The sequence below is a fragment of the Bradyrhizobium sp. CCBAU 25360 genome, assembly GCF_028128695.1.
GTDB lineage: Bacteria > Pseudomonadota > Alphaproteobacteria > Rhizobiales > Xanthobacteraceae > Bradyrhizobium > Bradyrhizobium ottawaense.
In genome coordinates, this window is record NZ_LBJA01000045.1 from 171510 (window position 1) to 187991 (window position 16482).

Here is a 16482-nt window from a genome sequence, read left to right on the forward strand (position 1 = left end):
CATGAGCGCGATCATCCGCAAGATCGTCACCGTCGTCGAAGAGACGCAGATGGAGATGGGCCGCCAGGTCTCGCCGCCGACCCGGCGCGCGGCTGCGATCGCCGTGATCGAAAATCCCTTTGCCGGACAATATGTCGAGGACCTCTCGCCGCTGATCGCGATCGGGGAAGAGCTCGGTGAGCTCTTGTCGAAGCGCGCCGTGGCGGCGCTCGGCATCGATGGCGCGAAGGCGCAGAGCTACGGCAAGGCTGCCGCTGTCGGCGAGAACGGCGAGCTGGAGCATGCCGCCGCGATCCTCCACCCCAAGATGGGCGCGCCGGTGCGGAAAGTACTGAGCAAGGGCGCGGCCCTGATCCCGTCGTCGAAGAAGCGCAGCGGGCCGGGCACGACGCTCGACATCCCGCTTGGGCACAAGGACGCCGCGTTCGTGCGCAGCCATTTCGACGGCATGGAGGTGCAGATCAACGACGCGCCGCGGGCCAACGAGATCATGGTCGCGGTCGCCGTCACGGACAGCGGCCGGCCGCTGCCGCGCGTCGGCGGTCTTACCGTTGCGGAAGTGAAGGGCGAGGACGGTCTGAGATAGGGCTCGAAGCGGGAGGCGGGCACAGCCTCTCCGATGAGATCAGGCAGAAGACGTAAAGAGTTCAAAACTGGAGGTTGGGATGCGAGCAAGAAATTACTTCGTCGGCGCGGCCTTTGCGCTTCTGGCGGGCGGCATGGCTCATTCGGCCCTGGCGCAGGACATCAAGATCGGCGAGATCAACAGCTATTCGCTGCTGCCGGCGTTCACCGAACCCTATCGCAAGGGCTGGCAGCTCGCGGTCGAAGAGATCAACGCGGCCGGCGGTATCAATGGCAAGAAGCTGGTCGTGATCTCGAAGGACGACGGCGGCAAGCCGGCGGACGCGCAGACTGCGGCGAATGAGCTGGTGTCGAGCGAGGGCGTCGCGATGCTGACGGGTACGTTCCTGTCGAACATCGGCCTCGCCGTCAGCGACTTCGCCAACCAGAAGAAGGTGTTTTTCCTCGCGGCCGAGCCGCTGACCGATGCCGTCACCTGGTCGAAGGGCAACAAATACACTTTCCGCCTGCGCCCTTCCAACTACATGCAAGCGGCGATGCTGGTGGAAGCAGCCGCCAAGCTGCCCGCCAAGCGCTGGGCGACGATCGCGCCGAACTATGAATACGGCCAGTCCGCGGTTGCCGTGTTCAAGAAGTTGATGTCGGAGAAGCGCCCTGACATCCAGTGGGTCGACGAGCAGTGGCCGCCGCAGGGCAAGATCGACGCGGGTCCGGTGGTGCAGGCTGTTGCCGCCGCCAATCCCGAAGCGATCCTCAACGTCACCTTCGGCGCCGACCTCGTCAAGCTCGTGCGCGAAGGCAACACCCGCGGCCTGTTCAAGGGGCGCGAGGTTGTCTCGTTCCTGACCGGCGAGCCGGAATATCTCGATCCGCTCAAGGACGAGACGCCCGAGGGCTGGATCGTCACCGGTTACCCCTGGTACTCGATCAAGACGCCCGAGCACGACGCGTTCCTGAAGGCGTACCAGGCCAAGTACAACGACTATCCGCGCCTCGGCTCGATCGTTGGCTACCAGACCATCAAGGCGGCCGCCGCGATCCTGGCGAAGGCGGGCTCGACTGATCCGGAGAAGCTGATCACCGCGGCAGAGGGGCTGTCGATGCCCTCGCCATTCGGCGAGATCACCTTCCGCAAGATCGACCATCAGTCGACGCTCGGTGCCTTTGTCGGCAAGACCGCGCTGAAGGACGGCAAGGGCGTGATGGTGGATTCGTCCTACAAGAAGGGCTCGGACTATCTGCCCAGCGATGCCGAAGTCGAGAAGCTGCGTCCGAAGGATTGATCCCCGCTGCCGTAGGGTGGGTTAGCCCTGCAGATGCGCAAAGCGTATCTGCTCGGCGTAACCCACCTCTTTCGGTGCCACACGAGAAAAGGTGGTGGGTTACGCTGCGCTAACCCACCCTACGAGTTCCCCGAACCCGGACCGCCGATGGCCTTTTACGTCGTACAGTTTCTGACCGGTCTCGCCAGCGCGGCGTCGCTGTTCCTGGTGGCCTCGGGCCTGTCGATCATCTTCGGCGTGACGCGGATCGTGAATTTCGCGCATGGCGCCTTCTACATGATCGGCGCCTACATTGCCTTCACGCTGACGGAGCGCCTGTCGGGCGCATTTGGCTTCTGGGGCAGTATCGTGCTGGCCGCGATTGCCGTGGCGATGATCGGTGTGCTGGTCGAGATGGTGCTGCTCCGCCGCATCTATCACGCCCCCGAGCTGTTCCAGCTGCTTGCGACCTTCGGCCTGACCTTGATGGTCGAGGATCTCGTCGTCCTGATTTGGGGGCCCGACGATCTCGTCGGCCGTCGTGCGCCCGGATTCAAGGGGGCCATCGATTTCTTCGGCCAGAACATCCCGAGCTACGATCTGTTCCTGATCGTGCTCGGGCCCGTCGTGCTCGGCATTCTCTGGCTGCTGTTCCAGCGCACGCGCTGGGGCGTCCTGGTACGCGCGGCGACGCAGGACCGCGACATGGTCGCAGCGCTCGGCGTCAATCAGAAATGGCTGTTTACGTCGGTGTTCGCGGTCGGCGTCTTCCTCGCCGCGCTGGGCGGCGCGCTTCAGATCCCGCGGGATGCCGTGCATCACGCGATGGATCTGCGCATCATCGTCGAAGTCTTCGTCGTGGTCGTGATCGGCGGCCTCGGCAGCATCGTCGGCGCGTTCGTCGCGGCGGTGCTGGTCTCCGAGCTCAATGCCTTCGGCATCCTGATCTTCCCCAAGATTTCCATCATCCTGGTCTTCCTGGTGATGGCGGTGGTGCTGATCGTGCGACCCTGGGGTCTGTTCGGCAAACCGGAGGCGCCGGCGCGCAAGACGCCCGGTCTCACCGTCAATCCCTGGCGCCCGCTGACGTCGAACGAGCGGCTTGCAGCGCTTGCCGCGCTCGTGATCGCAGCGACGCTGCCGCTGTTCGCCGGCAACTATGCGCTGACCGTCGGCTCGGAGATCGCGATCTTCGTCATCTTTGCCGTCAGCCTCCACTTCCTGATGTCGGTCGGCGGGCTCGCGTCCTTCGGCCATGCCGCCTATTTCGGGCTCGGTGCCTACGGCGTCGCCTTCCTCGCCAAGATGGCGGGGTTGCCGATGATCGTGTGCCTGCTGCTCGGGCCGCTGCTCGGCTGCATGGGCGCGGCCGTGTTCGGCTTCTTCGCCGTGCAGCTCTCCGGCGTCTACTTTGCGATGCTGACGCTCGCTTTCGCGCAGATCGTGTGGTCGATCGCATTCCAGTGGGTGAGCGTCACCGGCGGTGACAACGGCATCTTGGGCGTTTGGCCGGAAAAATGGGCGGCTAGCCCGTCGCACTTCTATTGGCTGGCGCTCGGCGTTGCGGCGCTGGTGACCATCGCACTGCGGGCCATGGTATTCTCGCCATTCGGCTACGCGCTCCGCGCCACGCGCGACTCGCTCCTGCGTACGGAGGCGATCGGCATCAATGCCAAGCGCATCCAGTGGACCGCCTTCGTGATCGCAGGCACGACCGCCGGCATCGGCGGCGCGCTGTTCGCCTACCTCAAGGGCAGCGTCTTCCCTGACAATCTCGGCATCTCGCTCTCGGTCGATGCGCTGGTGATGGTGCTGCTCGGCGGTGTCGAGACGGTGTCCGGCGCGGTGATCGGCGCCATCGTCTACAAGGCCTTGAACATCTGGCTGGTCAGCCAGACCGATTTGTCGAAACTCGTGCTCGGCGGTTTCATCGTTCTGATCGTCGTCGTCTTCCCCAAGGGCATTGTCGGCATGCTGGAGATGCTGGCGCAGCGTCGCAGGAAGGCGTCGCCGCCGGGATCACCTCTGCTCGCCAAGCCGATCGAGTCTGCCGAATGAGTGTTGCACCCCCACTTCTTGCGGTCGAAGGTCTGACCAAATCCTATGGCGGCATCCATGCCGTGCGCGGCGTCGCGTTCTCGCTGCGCGCCGGCGAGATTTTGGCGCTGATCGGGCCGAACGGCGCCGGCAAGAGCACCTGCTTCGACATGCTCAACGGCCAGAACAAGCCTGATACCGGGCAAGTCCGTCTGCTCGGCGAAGAGACCACCGGGAAGAAGCCGCGCGAGATCTGGCGCATGGGTGTCGGGCGTACCTTCCAGATTACCGCGACCTTCGCCACCATGACCGTGCGCGAGAACGTGCAGGTTGCGCTGATCTCGCACGGGAGGCAGCTGTTCAATCTGTTCGGCTCGGCGCCGAAGTTCGACCGCGGCGAGGCCGGCCGTCTGCTCGAGCTGGTCGGCATGGGCGGCTATGCCGATCGCCCCTGTGGTGAGCTTGCCTATGGCGACCTCAAGCGGCTCGAGCTTGCGGTGGCGCTCGCCAACCAGCCCAAGCTGCTGTTGATGGACGAGCCGACCGCCGGCATGGCGCCGCGCGAACGCGTCGACCTGATGCGGCTGACCGCGAGCATCGCGCGGGAGAAATCGATCGGCGTGCTCTTCACCGAGCACGACATGGACGTGGTGTTCGAGCATGCCGACCGCATCATCGTGCTGAATCGAGGGACGCTGATCGCCGAGGGCACGCCGGCCGAGGTGCGCGGCAATCCGCAGGTGCAGGCGGTCTATCTCGGCGAGGGCCTGGTCTACGATGCCCGCCATCGCGACGGAGCATCAATATGAAGCTCACCGTCGAGGGCCTCAACAGCCATTATGGCCCGGCGCATATCCTGTTCGACATCGGCTTCGAGGTCGGCGAGGGCGAGGTGGTTGCGCTGCTCGGGCGCAACGGTGCCGGCAAGTCGACGACGTTTCGCTCGATCGTCGGCCTGGTCGCGCAACGAACCGGCCGCATCATGTTCGAGGGCAAGGACGTCTCGGCCAAGCCGACCCACGAGATCGTGCGCGAGGGGCTCGGCTATGTGCCGGAGGAGCGCCGGATATTCACCGACCTGACCGTCGAGGAGAATCTCGAAGTGGGCAGGCAGCCCAAGCGTCCGAACGCGCCGCATTGGACACGCGAAAAGCTGTTCGCGCTGTTTCCAAATCTCGGCGAGATGAAGAACCGTCCCGGCGGGCGCATGAGCGGCGGCGAGCAGCAGATGCTGACGATTGCGCGGACGCTGATGGGCAATCCGTCGCTGGTGCTGCTGGACGAACCCTCGGAAGGTCTGTCGCCGAAGATCGTGGAGCAGATGGTCGACGCCATCCTGACCATGAAGAAGGAGGGCGTCAGCATCGTCGTCTCCGAGCAGAATCTGCATTTCGCGCGGCTGATTTCGGATCGCGCCTACATCATCGAGCGCGGCCGCATCTGCTTCGGCGGCACCATGGCCGAGCTCGATGCGCGTCCGGATATCCGCGACGCGCATCTGTCGTTGTGAACGCAAAGGGAGGGGCAGCGAGCGGATGGCGAGAAGCGTCACGGCCAAGAAGAGCGTCAAACCGGGAAAACCGCCTTACGTGCTCGACGAGCAGGTCGGTTTCATCCTGCGCCAGGTCTGGCAGCGCCACAGCTCGATCTTCTCCCGCGATATCGGCACCAATCTGACGCCGACGCAGTGGGCGGCATTGTCGAAACTCGCCGAGACCGGGCCGTGCTCGCAAAACCAGCTCGGCCGGCTGACGGCGATGGACGTCGCGACCATCAAGGGCGTGATCGATCGGCTCACGGCGCGCGGGTTGACCGAGACCAGCCAGGATCCCGAGGACGGTCGGCGGCTCCTTGTCAGCCTGACGCGCGCCGGTCAGCAGCTTTCGGAGAAGGTCGCGCCGAACGCGCTGGCCATCACCCGCGAGACGCTGGCGCCGCTCGAGCCCAGGGAGCGCGAGATGCTGATGGCGTTGTTGAACAAGCTGCGGTGAGGGTGCCGTAGACGGTCTCGTAGAGTGGGCAAAGGCGCGAAGCGCCGTGCCCACCACTTCTCAATGGTGGGCACGCTTCGCTTTGCCCACCTACGGCAGTTGAACAAGGTGCGAGGACTGGCGACTAATCTCGATGGAGGGTCTGTCGAGGTCTTTATTCATGAGAGTCGCCACGAGATTTGTAATGCTCCTCACTCTCGGTGCGGCGCTGGCGGGCAGCGCGCCTGCCTTTGCCGCGCAGCCCTACGAAGGCTTCTGGGCGTCTACCAAAAAGGACTGCCGCGACGACGACAGCCCCAACCGCATGAGCATCGAGGGCGGCAACCGCCTCTACTGGTACGAGACGCGCTGCCGCGCCGGCGAGATCACCGCCGACGGAAAGCTCGGCTGGAAGATGAAGCTCGCCTGCGAAGGCGAGGGCGAGAAGTTTCGGTCCAATCCCCGGGTCTCCATCGCAACCGACGGCAAGCTGGTGATGGACAACGGACCGGTCGGGCAGGCTAAGCGCCAGACCTATGTGCGTTGTGAGATCGCGAACAAGCGCTGATCTCGAACGCTTATGTCTTGCCCGGCCATTTGGCGCGGTAGCGGATTTCGCTGCCGTCGGCGAGCCGCCGCCAGGTCCCGAACTCCGGCGTATGCGGCGCCCGGGCCGTCAAGTCGATCGGGTAGATTCGGCTCGGCTGGCCCTCGATATTGACGGCGAGCTGCCGGTGCGAGGTTCGAAACGCGAGCTCGACGTCGCCTGCGATGACGGGCTGGTCGCCGTCACGATAGAAGGCGGCCGGGGTCACTTCGCCCGGCATCGTGTTGAGGTCGGTCTGCAATTCGATGGTGATGCCCTGGGCTGATGTCGGCACCGTGACCCCGGCCGGAAAACGCACCTCGAATACGAGCAGGGGATTGCCGCCGTTCCGGTTGAGCCAGGGCGTCGCCGTCGCATAGGCGTAGGCGATGTAGATGCCGATCCCGGCGACGCAGAGCAGGACGACGACGCCGAGAGACTTCAGGCTGTTGCGCCCGACGCTGCCATTGCCTGCGTCCTCGCCTGAACGCGTCACCAGCCAGTTGGCAAACACCGCGCCGGCGATCGCGCCGATGGGGGAGTAGACGAACAGTCCCAACAGACCCGAGGTGATCGGGTCCGCGCGGTTGCCGAATTCGAACAGGGAAAACAGCACAAAGATCGCGACATAGCCCGCCACCGCGCCAGCAACGCCGAGGGCTATTCGCGATGAGTTCTTCATGTTTTCCTCGATGGTCCAGCAATCAAATGCCGCCACCGGGGGCTGCCTGCGTTAGACGCAGCAGGTCGCAGACTTGTTCAACGCCATCGAGGGAGGTGCGGAGCAGTGTGCCGCTCCGGCTGCGTCACTTCGCCACCACCTCCGGCACCTTGCCCGCCGGCGGGGTGTTGCGGCTGCGCTGGGTGCGCACGATGCCGTCGATGATGGTCATGCCGATGCCCGGGAGGTCGCCGAGCTGGACGCTCTCCAGGATGTTCTTGCCGGGCGAGTGCTGGGCCTTGTCCATGATGACGAAGTCGGCGGATCGCCCCACTTCAATGAGGCCGCAATCGAGTTCGCGCATCCGGGCGGTGTTGCCGGTGGCGAGACAAAAGGCGATCTCGGCCGGCAGCTCGCCGAGCGAGGACAGCATCGAGACCATGCGCAAAATGCCGAGCGGCTGCACGCCGGAGCCGGCGGGCGCGTCGGTGCCGAGGATGACCCGGTGCAGATCACCCATCTCGCGCGCGGTGCGCAGCGTGAACAGAGCGGAGCGCTCATTGCCGTTATGCACCAGCTCGAGACCGCGCTTGCAGCCCTCGCAGATGCAGCGGATCTGGTCGTCGGGAAGGGCGGTGTGGCCGCCATTGATGTGGCCGACCACGTCGGTGTCGGCCTCCAGCACGACGTCCTTGTCGATCAGGCCGGAGCCGGGGATCGAGGGGCCGCCGGTGTGGATGGTGCTCTGGATGCCGTATTTGCGTGCCCAGCCGACCATCTTGCGTGCGGTGGGACCGTCCTTGACGCCGCCGAGGCCGACCTCGCCGAGCAGCTTGACGCCGGCGGAGGCCAGCTCCTTGAAGTCCTCCTCGACCATCTCGCATTCGATCACCGGCGCGCCGGCGTGAACCTTCACGCCGCCCGGACGCAAGGTCCAGAACGCGCGCTGGGCGAAGATGGCCATCGCCTTCAGGCCGACGACGTCGCGGGGGCGGCCCGGCATGTGAACCTCGCCGGCCGAGATCATGGTGGTGACGCCGCCATGCAGATAGCTGTCGATCCAGTTGATCTGGTTCTGTCGCGGCGTCCAGTCGCCCGCAACGGGGTGGACGTGGCTGTCGATCAGGCCCGGCGCCACCGTGGTGCCCTGGGCGTCGACAATGGTGGTCGCGCCTTCGATGTCGACGTCCTTGAAGCGGCCGATCGCGGTGATCTTGCCGTTCTCGGCGACGATCGTGTCGCCATCCAGGATCGGCTTTTCCAGGGCGCCGGACAGGATCAGGCCGATGTTCCGGATCACGAGCTTCGAGGGTCCGGCGGCCTGGGGTGCGTCATGCGCCATGGAAGGGGCTCCTTATTCCTAACTGCAACGCTTTCGATCTTGGGCAGCCTTGACCGCGGGATCAAGCAGGATTATTCATTAGTATACGAATGATCGTGTACAAACGACGCATAGCTGCCCGCCTCGGAACCGCATTGGACGCGACAGGGAAGGTGAGATGAGCAATTTCAATCAGGAAAGTGTTTTGAGCGTCCACCACTGGACCGATACGCTGTTCTCCTTCAAGACCACCCGCAGCCCGACCTTCCGCTTCCGCAACGGCGAATTCACCATGATCGGGCTCAAGGTCGGCGAGAAGCCGCTGCTGCGGGCCTACAGCGTCGCCAGCGCCAATTACGAGGACACGCTCGAGTTCTTCTCGATCAAGGTGCCGGACGGTCCGCTGACCTCGCGGCTCCAGCATTTGAGGGAAGGCGACGAGATCATCGTCAGCCGCAAGGCCACGGGCACGCTGGTGATCGACAATTTGGAGGAGGGGCGCAACCTCTACCTCATCGGCACCGGCACGGGTCTTGCGCCGTTCCTGAGCGTGATCAAGGACCCCGAAACCTACGAGCGGTTCGAGAAGGTCGTGCTGCTGCACGGCTGCCGGCACGTCAAGGAGCTCGCCTATGGCGAGATGATCACCGAGACGCTGCCGAAGGACGAACTGATCGGCGAGTACATTCAGAATCAGCTGATCTACTATCCGACCGTGACGCGCGATCCCTTCCGCAACCGCGGCCGCATCACCGACCTCATCACCACGGGCAAGCTGTTCGCCGATATTGACCTGCCGGCGCTGGAGGCTGCCCACGACCGCGTCATGATTTGCGGCAGCCCGGCACTGGTCGCTGATACGCGCGTGCTCCTGGGAGAGCGCGGCTTTGTCGAGGGCAATCACGGCGAGCCGGCCCAATTCGTGGTCGAAAAGGCCTTTGCCGAGCGATAACGCGCAATTTTTGCTTGAGAAGACCGCATTTTCGCCGCGTCGGGCCCGTTGCGGCGCCGATTCGGCGCTTGATACACTGTGGGAACGAATCAGCGGAGTTCCCACATGGTTGCGGACAGCGACAGCAACATCGCCTGGCACCGGGTCCAGTTGAAGAAGAACCGCGCCGAGTTGAAGGCGCTGGAGACCGCGCGCTTCACGATGGGTGAGATCGCCTCCTCGAAGCGGAACGGCCAGACCCAGAAGGCGACCGCGGAACTCAAGCGCAAGATCGCCCAGTCCGAGCGCGTGATCGCCGATCACGACAAGCGCACGCGCCGTCCGCTCGGCACCGACATGCAGAGCCTCAGCAACGGCAGCTGGAGCCATTGGGACGCCTATACCAACCAGCAGCAGCGCAAGACCGGCCAGCGCTCGCCCGGGCGTGGATAGGTCTTCGTCTCCTCGCGCCAGTTCCGACCCTTGCGCGTTGGCCCGCCCATACCATTTGGGTGAGACGCCAACAATCACTCCGGTGATCCCATGACAGCGCGCCTCGATTTCACAAGCGAGGCCTTCTTTCGTGATCCGCCCAAGGCGATCGCGGCGTTGCGCATGTCCGGTCCTCTCGTCGCGACGCGATTTCCCCTGGTCGGCAATGTCTGGATCACCACGACCCATGACGCGACGGCACAGGTGCTGAAAGACGGCGCCACCTTCACGCTGCGCAAAGAGGATGGCGACGTCGCGAGTCTGCGCTGGTGGATGCCGAGCTTCGTCAGGACCATCGCCAACAACATGCTGACGATGGACGAGCCAGATCACACGAGGCTCCGCAGCATCGTGGACGAGGCCTTTCGCCGTCGTGCCATCGTCGCGATGGAGCCGCGCATCCGTGCCATTGCCGACGGCTTGGCCGACGAGCTGTTCGCGGAGGGACGGCCAGCAGATCTGGTCCAGCGCTACGCGCGCATCCTGCCGCTCGCAGTGATCTCCGAGCTTCTGGGATTGCCTCTGGCCGACCGGCCCAAATTCATCGCCTGGGGCAACGCGATGTCCTCGCTGACGAATGTCGTCAGCTTCTTTCGATTGCTGTGGGCCTTTCGCAAGATGCGGGCCTACCTCGAGCAGCAATTGCAGGCCGCGCGCGTGCAGGGCGGTGAAGGCCTGATCGCCGAACTGGTCCAGGTCGAGCGCGAGGGTGCTCAGATCACGCCGGATGAAATGGTCTCGATGGTGTTTCTGCTGCTTGCAGCCGGCTCCGAGACGACCACGCATCTCATCAGCGGTTCCGCCTACGAGCTGCTCAGGAATCCCGGCCTTCGCGATTGGCTGGAACAGGACTGGAGCCGCGCTGGGCTTGCGGTGGAAGAGTTCTTGCGTTTCGTCTCTCCGGTGCAATTTTCAAAACCGCGCTATGTGCGGCGGGACGTCGAGGTCGAAGGCGTGCGTTTGAGGAAGGGCGACCGTGTCATGGTGATGCTCGCCGCCGCAAACATGGATCCGGCGATGCATGATCGTCCCGAAAGCCTCGATCTCGAGCGCAAGCCGAACCGTCACCTCTCGTTCGGGACAGGAATCCATTTCTGCCTCGGCCATCAGCTGGCGCGCATCGAGGCGGCCTGCGCGCTGGAAGCGCTGTTCGTGCGCTGGCCGAAACTTGGTCTGGCCGTCGATCCCTCGCAGATCCATTGGCGCAAGCGGCCGGGGATTCGCATGATTGCGAAGCTTCCTGTCACGGCCGCGGTCCACGGAACATTTACCGCTGCGGCGCCGGCGATGGCTGATCGTTCTCCCGTTCGGGCGGAGTGAGGCTCTCTCTTCGGCAAATCGTCGCTGACCATGATCTGCTCGGAACAGCCTGTGGCGCTTGCTGTTGTCCACCGGGACCTGATGGCATGCGAAGGAACAGTTGCGTGTCCAGGGATTCCCATCTCTCAGAGAGGTTGGATCATGACCAGCAAAATGCCGAATGTTCCGCCGGACAATCAGAGCCGGAAGGGAACTGGCGACACTAAGCAAACGTCGGCCGATCAGACTCCGCGCGGCCAGCAGCGCGCGGAAAATCCGGACCAACAGGGCCAACAAGGCAACATCAAGCAGAACACGACCAATCAGGGACACCAGCAAGACCGTTGAGGAGGCGACATTCATGTCGACATCCACCAAGACACCCAGCAGCATTCGTCAGGGCGGCCCCGGGGCATCGCATGAGAACGCGAAGGCGCCGCTGGAGGTGAAGAAGCCGCCTGCGGACGATGAACAGCGAAGCCACAGCCGCGTCTCCGGTGGTGGAGGCGAGCAGGATTCCCATCACCGCCACGATGCGGCCGGCAAGGGCGGCGGCAGATAGACCACAGCGGCCGCCGCGACCGACGCCGGTGCAACGGGAGTACCGAGCTTTCAACGGGCGATCACTGCAAGAGGAGAGACTGATGCCAAGTGGGCACGGCAGCAAGACGCACTTCAGATCCGGCATGCATGGCAAGGGCGACGGCACCGGTGCATTGACCGAAGTGCCCAAGGACAAGATCGGCGATAACATGGTCCTGTCCAACCGCGACAAGGCCCAGCATTCGGACATTCGCGGCATGGACGGCAAGTCCATTCAGACCGAACAGTATCAGGATCATGCAGCCAACCGGCTCGACGAGACGCCGGAGACTGACGAGACCTGAGAGAGCCGTTCCTCCCGCTGAAACTTGCGGACCGGTCTTCAGCCGGTCCGCTTTTTTGTCGGCACGAGATCGCGCTCCCAGCCGAAGACGGAGCGGCCGTCGAGGTCGGGTGACGCCGCGCGCTCGCCGGCGATGTAGGTCTCGACCGACGGGCCGTGCGCGGTGCGTTCCAGCCGCCGTGCCTGATCATCTAGCCGCTTCATCGCCTGCATCTCTTCATCACGCCCGAGCTTGGCGTTCTGGATCGCGCCCTTCAGCACGCGGATGGTCTCGTCATAGACCTTGATCGGGACAGGGTAGGGATGCCGGTCCTTGCCGCCATGGGCGAGCGAGAAACGCGCGGGATCCCTGAAGCGATAGGGCGCGCCGTGCACGACCTCGGCGACCATCGCCAGCGAGCGCACGGTGCGCGCGCCGACGCCGGGCGTCAGCAGCAGCTCCGGGAAATCGACCGGGCCGCGTTCGGCGGCTGCGGCGAGGGTGCCGTGCAGGCGCCGCGCGAACACATCCTTCGGCCGGACATCGTGATGCGCGGGCATGATCAGATGCGGCAGCATGGCCTGCGCAGGCTCGGGCGCAGGCCCGGTGAGCCGCTCGAATTCAGTGAGGATTCGATCGGGGCCGAGATCGTTGAGGAGCTCGAGCTGCGCGCTCCGCGAGATATCGGCGCGGTGGTCGGTGAGATTGACGATCTCGCCTTGCTGCGGGCCGTCGATCGCGCTGTGCGGCGTATCGACAAAGCTCTTCAGCGCCTCGGAATGCCAGTGATAGCGGCGGGCCTGCCGCTTGTCGCCGTTCATGCCCTGCTGCACCACCGTCCATTTGCCGTCGGCGGTCACGAAGAAGCCGTGGAGATAGAGGTCGAAGCCGTCCTGCACGGCCGCGCTGTCGACCTTCGCCACCAGGCGGCTGGCGCTGGTGAGCTTTGCGCCGTCGAATCCAACGCGGTCGCCGAGCTGCATCAACTCGTCCGGCGTCTTGCGCGAATGCTGGCCGCGGCCGCCGCAGACATAGATGCCAAGCTCGTCCTGGAGCGGCCCGAGCCCGCGCTTCAGTGCGCCGATCACGGATGTCGTGATGCCGGAGGAGTGCCAGTCCATTCCCATCACGGCGCCGAATGACTGGAACCAGAATGGATGGGACAGCCGCTGGAGAAACGCATCGCGGCCGTAATGATGCACGATCGCCTGCGTGACGATCGATCCCAGCGAAGCCATGCGGCTCGCGAGCCACGGCGGAACCCGTCCGGTGTGCAAGGGAAGATCGGCGCTGCCGGTACGTCTGGTCATGGTGCTCACAAATTAGCGCAGTTCGGCGACGGTTGCATCTGCGGAATGCTGCGTTGCACGAGAGAGGGGAGCGAAGCCGGCCGGGAGGCGTTGAGCGGGCTATGCGAATGCAATGACGGGGACAATCGATGAATTTGCAGGCCCTGATGGCTGACATCGACAGGATGTTCGGCTGGATACCGTCGTGGTTTGTCGGCCTCGGCCTGGTTGTCGGCGCGATCTTGCTTGCGCTGTTCGTCTACCGGCTCGCCGTATGGCTGCTCGCGCGCGCCTTCGGAACCCGCCTTCCGCTCCTGAGCGTATTCATCGACCGCACCGCCGGCCCGGCCCAGCTGGCGCTTTGCCTGGCGGCCGTCGCATTGGTCCTGCCGCTTGCCCCGCTCGACGACATGATCCGCACGCCGCTGATGCGCCTGTTCGTCGTGGCCGTCATTGCCCTGATCGGCTGGATCTCGATCCGGATCGTGGACATGAGCGCGGCGCGCTATCTGCAGAATTTCCGCGACGTCAGCGAGAATTTCGTCGCGCGCAAGCACGTGACGCAAGTTCGCGTGTTCAAGCGCGTCACCGACACCATCATCGTCGTCATCACGGTGTCCACCGCGCTGATGACGTTCGATTCGGTGAGGCAATATGGCGTCAGCCTGTTCGCCTCCGCCGGCGCGGCCGGCATCATCGTCGGCCTTGCCGCCCGGCCGCTGCTCAGCAACCTGATCGCAGGCCTGCAGATCGCGATCACGCAGCCGATCCGCATCGAGGATGCCGTGATCATCGAGAACGAATGGGGCTGGGTGGAGGATATCGCCTCGACCTATGTCGTGATCCGGCTGTGGGACTGGCGCCGCATGGTGGTGCCGTTGTCCTATTTCATCGAGAAGCCGTTCCAGAACTGGACCCGCGACACCGCATCCCTGATCGGCGTGATCGCGCTCCACGTCGACTATCGTGCCGACGTCCCGCGCATCCGGCGTTGGCTGGAGGACGCCGTGAAACAGTCCAAGCTCTGGGATGGTGCCGTGGTCAATCTCCAGGTGATCGACGCGGACTCGCGGACCATCGAGCTCCGCGCGCTGGTCAGCGCGAGAAACGCGCCGCAGTCGTGGGACCTGCGCTGCGAGATCAGGGAAAAGCTCGTGGCCTTCATCCGCGACGAGATGCCGGAGGCGCTGCCGCGCGAGCGCGCGATCCTGATCCCGTCGACCGACGATGATGCCGATTTCCTACGGCCCGTTACGCCGGAGAAGATGCGGGCGAGGGCCCACAACTGAACAGGCCCTTGTTGCTGAGCCGAGGCTTGCTACGCGCGCGAAGTCCTGACCGCGCCGCGCAAGGCCGCCTGCTGCTGCTCACTGCGCGCGGATGTTGGCAGCCTTCAGCACCGGCTCCCATTTGGTCGCCTCTGCGTGCATGTAGGCGTCAAACTCCTTGGCGGAGGAGCCGACCGGAGCGGCGCCGATCTTGCCGAGCGTCGACAGCACGTTCGGGTCCTGCAGCGCTGCCTTGAGATCGGTTTCGAGCTTCGCCACGATCTCCGGCGGCATTTTTGCCGGACCAAGCACGCCCCACCACACCGAAACGTCGTAACCGGCGACGCCGGATTCTGCGACGGTCGGGACGTCAGGTAGCGCCTTGGAGCGTTCGGCCGAGGTCACCGCGAGTGCGCGCACCGGGCCGCCTTCGAGCTGACCGATCGCTTCCGCGAGCGGATTGATGCTGAGCGGGATTTCGCCTGCGATCACGGCGGTCAGCGCCGGCGCGCCGCCCTTGTAGGGGATCGCGACGATTTTGCTGCCGGACATGTGTTTCAACAGTTCGCCGGCCAGATGCGCCGAGGTGCCATTGCCGGACATGCCGTAGGAGAGCTTGTCCGGCTCCTTCTTCGCCCCAGCGAGGAGATCTCCGAGCGTCTTGTAGGGGCTGTCCTTGGCCACGACGATCGCGAGCGGTGAGGAGGCGACTTCGGTGATTGCGGTAAAATCCCTAAACGTGTCGTAGGGCACGCTCGGATAGATGAACTGGTTGAGCGGATGGCCGCTCGCGACCAGGATCAGCGTGTAGCCGTCGGGCGCGGCCTGTGTCAGCGCCTGCGAGGCGACGATCCCGCCGGCGCCTGGACGATTGTCGACCACCGGCTGCTGCCCCCAAGACTTGGCCAGCGCCTGGCCCAGCGTGCGCGCGAGCACATCGACCGCGCCGCCGGCCGCGTAGGGAACGAGGATGTGAACCGGCTTGCTCGGATAATTGTCGGCGGCCTGCGCGGCGCTGCCCGCCAGCAGCAAACCGGCGCCCAGCATCAATCCGCCGATTGTCTTGTTCAAACCCAGCATTTTCCCAGCACTCCTTGCGGGCGCGCATCCTTGCATCGGTCTTCGAGTCGTCTGGATGCCGCCATGGTTTTTGTTGACGAGACCTGATCTTTTGTACGATAGTACAAATCACATGGTACGCAAGCCCACCAGCAAGGAAACGGCCCGCAAGCCGAACATGCGCGAGGCGATCCTCGCCGCGGCCGAGGAGCTGTTCGCCACCAACGGCTTCAATGCCGTCTCGGTGCGCGACATCGCGCAGGCTGCCGGAGCCAATCCAGGCAGCGTCACCTATCATTTCAAGACCAAGGACGGCCTGCTGCTGGAGATCTACCGCCGCCATTGCGGGCCGATGAATTTGCGCCGTTCGGAACTGCTCGCCGCCGCGAGGCGCGTGCGTGATCTCCAGGACCGGCTGGAGGCGGTGGTGCGCGCCTATGTCGTGCCGGCTTTCACCTCAGGCAGCGATCTTGCCGGCGGCGGTGCGCGCTTCACGCGGCTGCGCGCCGTGATGTCGGCCGAAGGCAACGAGGTCGCGCGAAAAATCATCGCGCAGACATTTGACGACACCAGCCACGCCTTCATCGATGCGATCCACGAGAGCCTGCCGCACATTCCGCGCACCGACATCGTCTGGCGCAGTCACTTCCTGCTAGGCGCACTTTATTACTCGCTGGTGACGCCCGATCGCGTCTCGCGCCTGTCGCGCGGCGAAGCCGATGGCGGCGATGCCGCCAGCGCTATCGAGCAGCTGGTGCAGGCCACGGTTGCCTCCTTCCAGGCGCCGCCGCTCGATCATGTCGCGCCGTCGCGGCGGCGGCCGGTCGTCGGCAGCAGGACTTGAAAGAAGCCGTCT

Annotated in this window: 19 protein-coding genes; 15 read left to right on the forward strand and 4 right to left on the reverse strand. The window is 64.6% G+C overall.

The features are described from left to right. The first annotated feature begins 1 nt into the window (after position 1). The 7 genes from XH81_RS34885 to XH81_RS34915 all read left to right on the forward strand — a co-directional run bounded on the left by XH81_RS34885 (position 2) and on the right by XH81_RS34915 (position 6422). The gene (locus XH81_RS34885; RefSeq protein WP_018320970.1) at positions 2 to 586 is read left to right on the forward strand and encodes an amino acid synthesis family protein; all 585 of its coding nucleotides are present in this window, start codon (positions 2 to 4) and stop codon (positions 584 to 586) included. A gap of 79 nt (positions 587 to 665) precedes the next feature. Continuing rightward, positions 666 to 1868, forward strand: a complete 1203-nt coding sequence (locus tag XH81_RS34890) for an ABC transporter substrate-binding protein (protein ID WP_028145239.1) — start codon at positions 666 to 668, stop codon at positions 1866 to 1868. A 147-nt stretch (positions 1869 to 2015) separates the two neighbouring features. Beyond that, complete coding sequence (locus tag XH81_RS34895) at positions 2016 to 3905, forward strand: ABC transporter permease (RefSeq protein WP_028145238.1); 1890 nt, start codon at positions 2016 to 2018, stop codon at positions 3903 to 3905. Beyond that, a complete protein-coding gene (locus tag XH81_RS34900; RefSeq protein WP_028145237.1) occupies positions 3902 to 4693 on the forward strand; it encodes an ABC transporter ATP-binding protein in 792 nt (263 codons plus the stop codon). The genes XH81_RS34895 and XH81_RS34900 overlap by 4 nt, the downstream gene beginning before the upstream one ends. Then, positions 4690 to 5394: an ABC transporter ATP-binding protein gene (locus XH81_RS34905; RefSeq protein ID WP_028145236.1), complete on the forward strand. Its 705-nt coding sequence runs from the start codon at positions 4690 to 4692 to the stop codon at positions 5392 to 5394. Before XH81_RS34900 ends, XH81_RS34905 begins: the two co-directional genes overlap by 4 nt. 25 nt (positions 5395 to 5419) lie before the next feature. Beyond that, positions 5420 to 5875: a MarR family winged helix-turn-helix transcriptional regulator gene (locus XH81_RS34910; protein ID WP_028145235.1), complete on the forward strand. Its 456-nt coding sequence runs from the start codon at positions 5420 to 5422 to the stop codon at positions 5873 to 5875. A gap of 160 nt (positions 5876 to 6035) precedes the next feature. Next, on the forward strand, positions 6036 to 6422 hold the full coding sequence (locus XH81_RS34915) for a hypothetical protein (RefSeq protein ID WP_028145234.1): 387 nt from the start codon (positions 6036 to 6038) through the stop codon (positions 6420 to 6422). Between the two features lie 10 nt (positions 6423 to 6432). Here XH81_RS34915 and XH81_RS34920 read toward each other — a convergent pair whose 3' ends face one another. Together XH81_RS34920 and XH81_RS34925 are read right to left on the reverse strand one after the other, a co-directional pair. Next, positions 6433 to 7122, reverse strand: a complete 690-nt coding sequence (locus XH81_RS34920; RefSeq protein WP_028145233.1) for a hypothetical protein — start codon at positions 7120 to 7122, stop codon at positions 6433 to 6435. Between the two features lie 124 nt (positions 7123 to 7246). After that, the gene (locus XH81_RS34925; protein ID WP_028145232.1) at positions 7247 to 8443 is read right to left on the reverse strand and encodes an amidohydrolase family protein; all 1197 of its coding nucleotides are present in this window, start codon (positions 8441 to 8443) and stop codon (positions 7247 to 7249) included. 157 nt (positions 8444 to 8600) lie between these two features. Between XH81_RS34925 and XH81_RS34930 the strand changes: the two genes are divergently transcribed. The 6 genes from XH81_RS34930 (at position 8601) to XH81_RS34955 (ending at position 12031) form a co-directional block, all read left to right on the forward strand. Then, on the forward strand, positions 8601 to 9374 hold the full coding sequence (locus tag XH81_RS34930; RefSeq protein WP_028145231.1) for a ferredoxin--NADP reductase: 774 nt from the start codon (positions 8601 to 8603) through the stop codon (positions 9372 to 9374). A gap of 105 nt (positions 9375 to 9479) precedes the next feature. After that, positions 9480 to 9806, forward strand: coding sequence for a hypothetical protein (locus tag XH81_RS34935; protein WP_028145230.1), 327 nt, complete (start codon positions 9480 to 9482; stop codon positions 9804 to 9806). Positions 9807 to 9896: 90 nt separating this feature from the next. Continuing rightward, entirely contained in the window at positions 9897 to 11165 is a 1269-nt protein-coding gene (locus tag XH81_RS34940) for a cytochrome P450 (RefSeq protein WP_028145229.1), read from the forward strand. Between the two features lie 141 nt (positions 11166 to 11306). Then, on the forward strand, positions 11307 to 11492 hold the full coding sequence (locus XH81_RS34945) for a hypothetical protein (RefSeq protein WP_028145228.1): 186 nt from the start codon (positions 11307 to 11309) through the stop codon (positions 11490 to 11492). 13 nt (positions 11493 to 11505) lie between these two features. After that, positions 11506 to 11706: a hypothetical protein gene (locus XH81_RS34950; RefSeq protein WP_028145227.1), complete on the forward strand. Its 201-nt coding sequence runs from the start codon at positions 11506 to 11508 to the stop codon at positions 11704 to 11706. A gap of 82 nt (positions 11707 to 11788) precedes the next feature. Then, a complete protein-coding gene (locus tag XH81_RS34955; RefSeq protein WP_028145226.1) occupies positions 11789 to 12031 on the forward strand; it encodes a hypothetical protein in 243 nt (80 codons plus the stop codon). 38 nt (positions 12032 to 12069) lie between these two features. Here XH81_RS34955 and XH81_RS34960 read toward each other — a convergent pair whose 3' ends face one another. Continuing rightward, entirely contained in the window at positions 12070 to 13320 is a 1251-nt protein-coding gene (locus XH81_RS34960) for a DUF763 domain-containing protein (RefSeq protein ID WP_028145225.1), read from the reverse strand. 128 nt (positions 13321 to 13448) lie between these two features. Here XH81_RS34960 and XH81_RS34965 point away from each other — a divergent pair, with 128 nt between their 5' ends. Then, positions 13449 to 14588, forward strand: coding sequence for a mechanosensitive ion channel family protein (locus XH81_RS34965; protein ID WP_028145224.1), 1140 nt, complete (start codon positions 13449 to 13451; stop codon positions 14586 to 14588). A gap of 78 nt (positions 14589 to 14666) precedes the next feature. Here XH81_RS34965 and XH81_RS34970 read toward each other — a convergent pair whose 3' ends face one another. Next, positions 14667 to 15647 carry a tripartite tricarboxylate transporter substrate binding protein gene (locus XH81_RS34970; RefSeq protein ID WP_028145223.1) on the reverse strand — a complete coding sequence of 327 codons (981 nt, stop codon included), beginning with the start codon at positions 15645 to 15647 and terminating at the stop codon, positions 14667 to 14669. Between the two features lie 112 nt (positions 15648 to 15759). On the opposite strand from XH81_RS34970, the gene XH81_RS34975 reads away from it, so the two are divergent. Continuing rightward, positions 15760 to 16470 carry a TetR/AcrR family transcriptional regulator gene (locus XH81_RS34975; RefSeq protein WP_097668147.1) on the forward strand — a complete coding sequence of 237 codons (711 nt, stop codon included), beginning with the start codon at positions 15760 to 15762 and terminating at the stop codon, positions 16468 to 16470. Positions 16471 to 16482 lie beyond the last annotated feature (12 nt).

What these genes read in the sequence shown, in the direction of transcription:
- XH81_RS34885 (WP_018320970.1), top strand. Translation starts at nt 2, where the DNA reads ATGAGCGCGATCATCCGCAAGATCGTCACCGTCGTCGAAGAGACGCAG.
- XH81_RS34890 (WP_028145239.1), top strand. Translation starts at nt 666, where the DNA reads ATGCGAGCAAGAAATTACTTCGTCGGCGCGGCCTTTGCGCTTCTGGCG.
- XH81_RS34895 (WP_028145238.1), top strand. Translation starts at nt 2,016, where the DNA reads ATGGCCTTTTACGTCGTACAGTTTCTGACCGGTCTCGCCAGCGCGGCG.
- XH81_RS34900 (WP_028145237.1), top strand. Translation starts at nt 3,902, where the DNA reads ATGAGTGTTGCACCCCCACTTCTTGCGGTCGAAGGTCTGACCAAATCC.
- XH81_RS34905 (WP_028145236.1), top strand. Translation starts at nt 4,690, where the DNA reads ATGAAGCTCACCGTCGAGGGCCTCAACAGCCATTATGGCCCGGCGCAT.
- XH81_RS34910 (WP_028145235.1), top strand. Translation starts at nt 5,420, where the DNA reads ATGGCGAGAAGCGTCACGGCCAAGAAGAGCGTCAAACCGGGAAAACCG.
- XH81_RS34915 (WP_028145234.1), top strand. Translation starts at nt 6,036, where the DNA reads ATGAGAGTCGCCACGAGATTTGTAATGCTCCTCACTCTCGGTGCGGCG.
- XH81_RS34920 (WP_028145233.1), bottom strand. Translation starts at nt 7,122, where the DNA reads ATGAAGAACTCATCGCGAATAGCCCTCGGCGTTGCTGGCGCGGTGGCG.
- XH81_RS34925 (WP_028145232.1), bottom strand. Translation starts at nt 8,443, where the DNA reads ATGGCGCATGACGCACCCCAGGCCGCCGGACCCTCGAAGCTCGTGATC.
- XH81_RS34930 (WP_028145231.1), top strand. Translation starts at nt 8,601, where the DNA reads ATGAGCAATTTCAATCAGGAAAGTGTTTTGAGCGTCCACCACTGGACC.
- XH81_RS34935 (WP_028145230.1), top strand. Translation starts at nt 9,480, where the DNA reads ATGGTTGCGGACAGCGACAGCAACATCGCCTGGCACCGGGTCCAGTTG.
- XH81_RS34940 (WP_028145229.1), top strand. Translation starts at nt 9,897, where the DNA reads ATGACAGCGCGCCTCGATTTCACAAGCGAGGCCTTCTTTCGTGATCCG.
- XH81_RS34945 (WP_028145228.1), top strand. Translation starts at nt 11,307, where the DNA reads ATGACCAGCAAAATGCCGAATGTTCCGCCGGACAATCAGAGCCGGAAG.
- XH81_RS34950 (WP_028145227.1), top strand. Translation starts at nt 11,506, where the DNA reads ATGTCGACATCCACCAAGACACCCAGCAGCATTCGTCAGGGCGGCCCC.
- XH81_RS34955 (WP_028145226.1), top strand. Translation starts at nt 11,789, where the DNA reads ATGCCAAGTGGGCACGGCAGCAAGACGCACTTCAGATCCGGCATGCAT.
- XH81_RS34960 (WP_028145225.1), bottom strand. Translation starts at nt 13,320, where the DNA reads ATGACCAGACGTACCGGCAGCGCCGATCTTCCCTTGCACACCGGACGG.
- XH81_RS34965 (WP_028145224.1), top strand. Translation starts at nt 13,449, where the DNA reads ATGAATTTGCAGGCCCTGATGGCTGACATCGACAGGATGTTCGGCTGG.
- XH81_RS34970 (WP_028145223.1), bottom strand. Translation starts at nt 15,647, where the DNA reads ATGCTGGGTTTGAACAAGACAATCGGCGGATTGATGCTGGGCGCCGGT.
- XH81_RS34975 (WP_097668147.1), top strand. Translation starts at nt 15,760, where the DNA reads ATGGTACGCAAGCCCACCAGCAAGGAAACGGCCCGCAAGCCGAACATG.